Below are 7,334 nucleotides of genomic sequence, written 5' to 3'. Positions count from 1 at the left end.
GGCGCGCGCGGAAGGGCCTGAAAGCCCTCCGGCCGTCGCCGGTTTCAGGCGCCCGCCGGTCCGGCCTGCCAGTCGCCGGACCGGCCGCCGGACTTGGAAAGAAGCCGGATATCCTCCAGCACCATGGCCCGGTCGACAGCCTTCGCCATGTCGTAGATGGTGAGGCAGGCAACGGTGACCGCCGTCAGGGCCTCCATCTCCACGCCCGTCGTGGCGCTGACCCGGACGCGGGCCGTGACCCGCAGCCCCGGCAGCGCTGCATCGGCGGCGATCTCCACCTGCACCGACTGCAGCATCAGCGGATGACACAGCGGCACGAGGTCGGCGGTGCGCTTGGCGGCCATGATGCCGGCGATGCGCGCGGTGGCGATGACATCGCCCTTCGGCAGCCCGTCGCCGGTGATCAGGGCCAGCGTTTCCGCCGCCATGCGCACCGCGCCGCCGGCCACCGCCACACGGGTGGTGACCGCCTTGTCCGCAACGTCCACCATGCGCGCGGCGCCGGTCTCGTCCAGATGGGTCAGGCGCGGACCGTCATTCATGGGATCAGTCGGCGCCATGGGATCAGTCGAGGCTCAGCAGATGGCGCGTGGCCGCCGTCACGTCTGCCTGCCGCATCAGGCTTTCGCCGACCAGCAGGGTGCGGATGCCGACCTTCGCCAGCCGCGCCACGTCGGCGGGCGTGAAGATGCCGGATTCGCCCACCAGCAGCCGGTCGGGCGGCACCAGCGCGGCAAGGCGCTCGCTGGTCGCCAGATCGGTCTCGAACGTGCGCAGGTTACGGTTGTTGATGCCGATCATCGGCGAAGGCAGCTTCAGCGCGCGCGCCAGCTCCGCCTCGTCGTGCACCTCCACCAGCACATCCATGCCGAGCGAGAGGGCGGTTTCCGTCAGCGCGCCGGCGGCCGTGTCGTCGAGGGCGGCCATGATGACGAGAATGCAGTCGGCCCCCAGAGCCCGGGACTGGAAGACCTGATAGGTCTCGAACAGGAAATCCTTGCGGATGACCGGCAGCGACACCGCGGCGCGGGCGGCCACCAGATAGTCGTCGTGGCCCTGAAAGGACGGTCCGTCGGTGAGCACGGACAGACAGCTCGCCCCGCCCGCCGCATAGGCGCGCGCCAGCGCCGGGGGATCGAAGTCCGGCCGGATCAGGCCCTTGGAGGGGCTCGCCTTCTTGATTTCGGCGATGAGGGCGGTGCGCCCGGCGGCAATCGATGTCTGCAGCGCCCGCAGGAACCCGCGGGCGGGAAGCTGCGCGCGGGCGAGGCGCTCGGCCTCCTCCTGCGGCACCGCCGCGCGGGCGGCGGCGATCTCGGTGCGCTTATAGGCCTCGATGCGGGCGAGAATGTCCACCTTGCCTTCGGCGGCCGGGGGCGTTGCAACGGTCATGGTCGGTCAGGCCTCCGCAGCCGGGCGGTTGGTCAGGGCCACGAGGGCATCGAGCCGCTCGCGCGCGGCGCCGGAATCGATCAGTTCGCCGGCCAGCGCAACGCCTTCCGCAAGGCTTGCCACGCGGCCGGCAACCAGCAGCGCGCCGCCGGCGTTGAGCCGCACGATATCGCGGTAGGCGCCGGGCGCGCCATCCAGCACGGCCCGCAGCGCCACCGCGTTGGCAGCGGCGTCGCCGCCCTTCAGCGCCTCCAGCGGCCAGCGCGACAGCCCCACCTCCTCCGGCGAGACTTCGAATGTGGAGACGTTGCCGTTTTCAAGCGAGGCGATAAAGGTGGGGCCGGTGACGGTCATCTCGTCCAGCCCGTCGCTGCCGTGCACCACCCATGCCCGCACCGAGCCGGTGGCGGCCAGCACGGTTGCAACCGGCTCGATCCAGCGGCGGTCATAGACGCCGACGAGCTGGCGGCGCACGCTGGCGGGGTTGGAGAGCGGGCCGACCAGATTGAAGATGGTGCGCGTGCCGAGTTCCACCCGCGCCGGACCGACATGCTTCATGGCCGAATGGTGGGCGGGGGCGAACATGAAGCCCACGCCGGCTTCACGGATCGCCGTAGCGATGCGCGCCGGCGGCAGGTCGATGGCCACGCCCAGCGCCATCAGCACATCGGCCGCGCCGGACTTGGAGGAAAGCGCGCGGTTGCCGTGCTTGGCCACCGGCACGCCGCTGGCCGCCACCACGAAAGCCGAGCAGGTGGAGATGTTGTAGGTGCCGACATTGTCGCCGCCGGTGCCGACGATATCCACCGCATCGGCCGGCGCTTCCACCGCCAGCATGCGGGCGCGCATGGTGCCGATGGCACCGGCGATCTCGTCCACCGTCTCGCCGCGCACCCGCAGCGCCATCAGGAAGCCGCCGATCTGGGCCGGGGTCGCATCGCCCGCCATGATCACATCGAATGCGGCGCGCGCCTCGTCGCGCTCCAGCGGCAGGCCGGCGGCGACCTTGGCGATGAACGGCTTCAGTTCTGCCATGGACTTCGATCCTCTTGAAGCGCGGGAAACGGTCCTGTCCGGCCGCCGCCCCGTTGCAGGGCCTTGCGGTTGGCGTGCAGGCCCGCCTTGCCGCAGGCCGCGGCGCTGCCCTGCGTGTATCCGGCTCTGGCAATAGCCGAGGCCGGCCCCGGAAGCAAAGAGGCCCGGCGCAGGCGCCGGGCCGTTTTTTCAGGCATCAGCCGGTTTTCAGGACCCGCGGCCGGGGGCCACGACCTGATTGAGCGCGGCCTGATTGATCTTGATGCCGGCCTCGGCCTCCAGCGCCGCGACATATTCCGACAGCAGCGCATTGCTGACCGATTCCGTCACCTGATCCCCAAGCTGCACCGATGCCGGCAGCGTGGCGTCGAACGGCGGGTCGTAGACCTCCGTCACCACCAGAACGCTCTGACCGCCGGTGGCCGAGGCGGCGGTGGCAACGAAGCCCTTCGGGCCGTTGAAGGCCGCCGCCACCGCATCCGGCGACAGCCCCTCGGCCGCGCCGCCGCGCCGGAACGGCGCCGACGTCATCACATCCACGTTGAGGCCGGCGGCGATCGCCTCCAGCGTCTGGCCCTTGCGCACTGCGGCGGCGATCTCGGCTGCCTTGGCAACCAGCGCCTTCTGCGTCGCATCGGCCTTCCAGGCGGTGGTGACATCGGCCGTCACCTCGCTGAGGGCGCGGTCGCGGGCCGGCGTCACGTCGGTCACGTCGATCCAGGCCAGCCCGCCGGAGGCGAGCTTCACCGCATCCGGCTCGCTGCCGGGATCGGCCTGGAAGGCGGCCGACAGCACCGGCTGGCCGCCGGGCACGTTGACGGTGGTGCCGGCCGGGTTCTCGCCCGAGGAATCGACCTTCTGCACCTCGACGAAGGCGAGGTGGAAGCGGTCGGCGATTTCCTTCAGCGTCGCGCCGCCCGCCCGGGCATCCTCGATCTGGTTGGAAATTTCCATCATCTTGCGGCGGGCGAGATCGTCGGCCAGCGAACGCTTGATGTCGGCGGCGACATCGGCGAACGACTTCTGCTGGCCGGGCTGCACCTGCGTGACGATGACGATGACCGGGCCGAAGCGGCCGTCGACCACCACCGGCTGGTTCAGCGGCGCGCCGAAAGCGGCGTCTGCCACCTTCGGATCGATCAGGCCCGACTTGGCGACGAGGCCCAGATCGATGTCGGAGTCCGTCAGCTTGCGCTCGGCCAGAATATCGGCGAGCGGGCTGCCGGCGGCCAGCCGGGCGGCGGCCGCATCGGCGCCGGCGCGGTCCGGGAACGGGATCTGCTGCACGTTGCGCCGCTCGGGCGTGCCGTACTTGCCGGCATTGCGCTCGTAGTCGGCCTTCACGTCCTCGTCGGAAACCGGCGTGGCCGCGGCCAGCATCACCGGATCGAGGGTCGCCACCTGGAAGGTGCGGAATTCCGGGGCGCGGAAGCTGGCCTTGTGCGCCTCGAAGAACGCCTTCAGCTCGGCTTCCGACGGCTCCGCGGCCGCGCCCACCGCCTGCGGCGGCACGTCGAGATAATGCACGGTGCGCTGCTGGCTGGCGTAGGTATTCACCGCCTGCACCAGAACCGCCGGGGCCGTGACGCCGCCGAACAGGCCGTCCATGATCTGCCGGCGGATGGAGAGCCCGCGCATGGCGGCGATGTAGTCGGCCTCCGCAAGCTCGTTGGCGGCCAGCAGCTGGCGCATGCGATCGGCGCTGAACTGCCCGTCGGCGCCCTTGAAGGTCGGGTCGGCCTTGATCTGGCGCAGCAGCTCGTCGTCGGTGATGCCGATGCCGAGGCCGTCGGCGGTGTTGTTCAGCACCGTTTCCGTCACGATGCGGCCCAGCACCTGCTGCGGCAGCCCGAAGGCGGCGGCATCGGCCGGATTGATGGGCTGGCCGGCATTGGCGCTCAGCTGCTGCAGGGCACGGGCATAATCGCGCTGGAAACGGGACAGCGGAACATCGGTGCCGCCCACCGAGGCGATGGTGGAAACGCCCATGCCGCGGAAGGCGTCGGCAACGCCCCACACCACGAACGAGACCACCAGCACGCCCATGAGGAGCTTGGCAACCCAGTTGCCGGCGCCGCGGCGCATTTGATTGAGCATCGGGATTCAGCCGTCCTGTCAGCGGCGCAGCGTCGCCGCATTCAGTCTTGAAAAAAGGAAAACGCGGCGGGCGGATGCCCGCCTGCGCATGAGCGGCGGATAATAGGGGGGGCGAGCGCGGCGGAAAAGGGGCGGGGGCCACGAAAGTTCCCCCGCCGGCCGTGGCTTATCCCCTGCCGGTGCGGCGGCCGCAGCTGCGGGCGGCGCAGAGCCGGGCCGCCCGCCGCGCGGCCTCAGCGCTGCGGCGCGGCCGCGGCAATGGCGAGGAAGTCCTTTGCCTTGAGGCTGGCGCCGCCGATGAGCGCGCCGTCGACATTGGCAACGGCCAGCAGCTCAAGGGCATTGTCGGGCTTCACCGAGCCGCCGTAGAGCAGGCGGATGCCGTTGCCTTCGGCGCCGAAGCGCTGAAGCACGAGGCGGCGAATCTCGCCGTGCACCTCGGCCACGTCGGCGGCCGTGGGCGTCAGGCCGGTGCCGATGGCCCACACCGGCTCATAGGCAATGACCACGGTGGCGGCGGTCGCGGCATCGGGCAGCGAGCCGGCAACCTGCGTGGCGACGACGTTCAGCGTTTCCCCGGCATCGCGCTCGGCGCGGGTCTCGCCGACGCACACGATGGCCACGAGGCCGGCGCGCAGCGCCGCTTCCGCCTTGGCGCGCACGATGGCATCGCTCTCGCCGTGGTCGGCGCGGCGCTCCGAATGGCCGACGATGACGAAGGTGGCGCCGGCATCGGCAAGCTGCTCGGCGGCGATGTCGCCGGTGTGGGCGCCGGAAACCTTAGCGTGGCAGTCCTGCCCGCCGATGGCGAGCGCGCTGCCGGCGGTTGCCGCCGCAAAACCGGCGATGAGGGTGGCCGGCGGGCAGATCAGCAGATCGGCCCGGTCGCCGGCCGCGGCCGCCGCACCGGCAACGATGGCATCGATCTCGGAGCGCGAGGCCACGAGGCCGTTCATTTTCCAGTTGCCGGCAATGAGAGGCTTGGGCAGCGACATGATGGGGCTCCTTAAGTTGGCGTGCATCGGGCCGGCGCGGTTTCGCCCGTGTTGTTTTCGCCCGTGTGTTCCTGTGTTTGGCCCGAGCGATAGCAAGCTTTGCCGGGGCCTCCAAGGCTGGCAGCGCCGCCAACCGGGGGCTGCTGCGATTTCGCGCGGGGCCGCAGCCGGGGTTTCGCGCGGGGCCGCCGCCGGCCTGCGGCGAGGCGGGCGGCAAGACCGGCGGCAAGGCGGGCAGGAAGACTGCCGGCAAGGCTTGCAGGGCGGGGCCGATCCGGCTACGCAACGCGGCAGGCAGAAAAGCGCCGGGCCGCCGCGCGGGCGGGCGGTGGCCGCAAGGGCCGTGCGGAAGGACGATGCCATGTCTCAGCCGACACTTTCTCCGCCGGATCGTCCCGAATCCGCACCCGGCAGCGCCGCGGGGGCGCGCGTGGCGCTCTATTCCGGCTCGTTCGATCCGGTGACGGAAGGGCACATGGATGTGCTGGCCCGCGCGCTGCATCTGGCCGACCGGGTGGTGGTGGCCATCGGGGTGCATCCCGGCAAGGTGCCGCTGTTCAGCTTCGACGAGCGGGTGGCGATGATTGGTGCGGTGGCGGCCGGTCGTTTCGGCGCGCAGGCGGCGCAGCGCATATCCGTCATCGCCTTCGACGGTCTGGTGGTGGATGCGGCGCGGGCGGCGGGCGCGGGCCTGATCGTGCGCGGCCTCAGGGATGGCACCGACCTCGATTACGAGATGCAGATGGCCGGCATGAACGGCACGCTGGCCGGCGACATTCACACCGTGTTCGTGCCGGCTTCGCCGGGCGTCCGTCACATCACCGCCACGCTGGTGCGCCAGATCGCAAAGCTCGGCGGCGACGTGGCCCCGTTCGTGCCCGGCCCGGTCATCGCCCGGCTGAAGGAGCGGCTCGGGCGCTGATGCCCGCCGCCGACGGATTTCCGGCCTGCCGCCGGCAGGCCTTCTCACCCGGAGTTCATTTTCTCATGTTCCGCACCCTTGCCGCCTTCGTGCTGGGCCTTGCGCTGGTGGCCGCCGCCCCGGCCATGAAGGCCAGCGCCGCCACCACCGTTCCCGCCGGCAACATCCTCGTGCTGCAGCTCAAGGACGGTCTGGTCAAGATCCGCCTCGACGAAAAGAACGCCCCGCGCCATGCCGAGCGCCTGAAGACGCTGGCGAGCGAAGGCTTCTATAACGGCGTGGTGTTCCACCGCGTCATCGACGGCTTCATGGCCCAGACCGGCGATCCGACCGGCACCGGCTCGGGCGGTTCCAGCCTGCCGGATCTGAAGGCGGAGTTCTCGTCCGTGCCGTTCCAGCGCGGCACTGTCGGCATGGCCCGCGCCCAGAGCCCGGATTCGGCCAATTCGCAGTTCTTCATCATGTTCGCGCCGGGCGATTTTCTGAACGGCAAGTACACCGTGGTCGGGCAGGTCGTTTCCGGCATGCAGTATGTCGACGCCATCAAAAAGGGCGACGAGGCCAACAACGGCATGGTGAACGCGCCCGACAAGATCATCAAGGCGTGGGTCGCCGACAAGTGAGGGCGGCCCTGAGCCGTCTTCGTTGCGCGAACAGCACAAGCCCCGTTCACAACACAAGAGGAATTCCCGCATGACCGAGATCAAGGATCCGGAAAACACCCTCGTTCTGGAAACCACGCAGGGCCGCGTCGTCATCGCGCTGCGCCCGGATCTGGCGCCGAAGCACGTCGAGCGCCTGAAGACGCTGGCGCGCGAGGGCTTCTATGACGGCATCGTGTTCCACCGCGTCATCGAGGGCTTCATGGCCCAGACCGGCTGCCCCCACGGCAC

The 7,334-nt window shown here is 70.3% G+C and carries 8 protein-coding genes; 3 read left to right on the top strand and 5 right to left on the bottom strand.

Going from position 1 to position 7,334, the window contains the following annotated elements; genetic code table 11:
• Positions 1 to 44: 44 nt before the first annotated feature.
• From moaC to tpiA, 5 genes are all read right to left on the bottom strand, one after another.
• Complete coding sequence (moaC, locus tag V7067_RS13265; protein WP_334176380.1) at positions 45 to 542, bottom strand: cyclic pyranopterin monophosphate synthase MoaC; 498 nt, start codon at positions 540 to 542, stop codon at positions 45 to 47.
• Positions 543 to 564: 22 nt separating this feature from the next.
• On the bottom strand, positions 565 to 1,392 hold the full coding sequence (gene trpC, locus V7067_RS13260; RefSeq protein WP_334176379.1) for an indole-3-glycerol phosphate synthase TrpC: 828 nt from the start codon (positions 1,390 to 1,392) through the stop codon (positions 565 to 567).
• A 6-nt stretch (positions 1,393 to 1,398) separates the two neighbouring features.
• Positions 1,399 to 2,427 carry an anthranilate phosphoribosyltransferase gene (gene trpD, locus V7067_RS13255; RefSeq protein WP_334176378.1) on the bottom strand — a complete coding sequence of 343 codons (1,029 nt, stop codon included), beginning with the start codon at positions 2,425 to 2,427 and terminating at the stop codon, positions 1,399 to 1,401.
• Between the two features lie 207 nt (positions 2,428 to 2,634).
• Entirely contained in the window at positions 2,635 to 4,524 is a 1,890-nt protein-coding gene (locus tag V7067_RS13250) for a SurA N-terminal domain-containing protein (RefSeq protein ID WP_334176377.1), read from the bottom strand.
• 233 nt (positions 4,525 to 4,757) lie between these two features.
• A complete protein-coding gene (gene tpiA / locus V7067_RS13245) occupies positions 4,758 to 5,519 on the bottom strand; it encodes a triose-phosphate isomerase (RefSeq protein WP_334176376.1) in 762 nt (253 codons plus the stop codon).
• 361 nt (positions 5,520 to 5,880) lie between these two features.
• Between tpiA and coaD the strand changes: the two genes are divergently transcribed.
• From coaD to V7067_RS13230, 3 genes are all read left to right on the top strand, one after another.
• Positions 5,881 to 6,441 carry a pantetheine-phosphate adenylyltransferase gene (gene coaD, locus V7067_RS13240; protein WP_334176375.1) on the top strand — a complete coding sequence of 187 codons (561 nt, stop codon included), beginning with the start codon at positions 5,881 to 5,883 and terminating at the stop codon, positions 6,439 to 6,441.
• A 65-nt stretch (positions 6,442 to 6,506) separates the two neighbouring features.
• Complete coding sequence (locus tag V7067_RS13235) at positions 6,507 to 7,064, top strand: peptidylprolyl isomerase (RefSeq protein WP_334176374.1); 558 nt, start codon at positions 6,507 to 6,509, stop codon at positions 7,062 to 7,064.
• Positions 7,065 to 7,134: 70 nt separating this feature from the next.
• Positions 7,135 to 7,334, top strand: a 200-nt coding sequence (locus V7067_RS13230) for a peptidylprolyl isomerase (protein ID WP_334176373.1), incomplete at its 3' end; no start/stop codon positions are given.

Origin of the sequence: Pseudoxanthobacter sp., assembly GCF_036822375.1 — a bacterium.
In the GTDB taxonomy this organism is placed as follows: Bacteria; Pseudomonadota; Alphaproteobacteria; order Rhizobiales; family Segnochrobactraceae; genus Pseudoxanthobacter.
Note: the sequence above shows the minus strand (reverse complement) of the source record. Positions and strands in the feature narration are given on the sequence as shown.

Bases quoted from the DNA above. Each gene is read 5' to 3' on its own strand.
- moaC (WP_334176380.1), bottom strand. From the start codon at position 542: ATGAATGACGGTCCGCGCCTGACCCATCTGGACGAGACCGGCGCCGCG.
- trpC (WP_334176379.1), bottom strand. From the start codon at position 1,392: ATGACCGTTGCAACGCCCCCGGCCGCCGAAGGCAAGGTGGACATTCTC.
- trpD (WP_334176378.1), bottom strand. From the start codon at position 2,427: ATGGCAGAACTGAAGCCGTTCATCGCCAAGGTCGCCGCCGGCCTGCCG.
- V7067_RS13250 (WP_334176377.1), bottom strand. From the start codon at position 4,524: ATGCTCAATCAAATGCGCCGCGGCGCCGGCAACTGGGTTGCCAAGCTC.
- tpiA (WP_334176376.1), bottom strand. From the start codon at position 5,519: ATGTCGCTGCCCAAGCCTCTCATTGCCGGCAACTGGAAAATGAACGGC.
- coaD (WP_334176375.1), top strand. From the start codon at position 5,881: ATGTCTCAGCCGACACTTTCTCCGCCGGATCGTCCCGAATCCGCACCC.
- V7067_RS13235 (WP_334176374.1), top strand. From the start codon at position 6,507: ATGTTCCGCACCCTTGCCGCCTTCGTGCTGGGCCTTGCGCTGGTGGCC.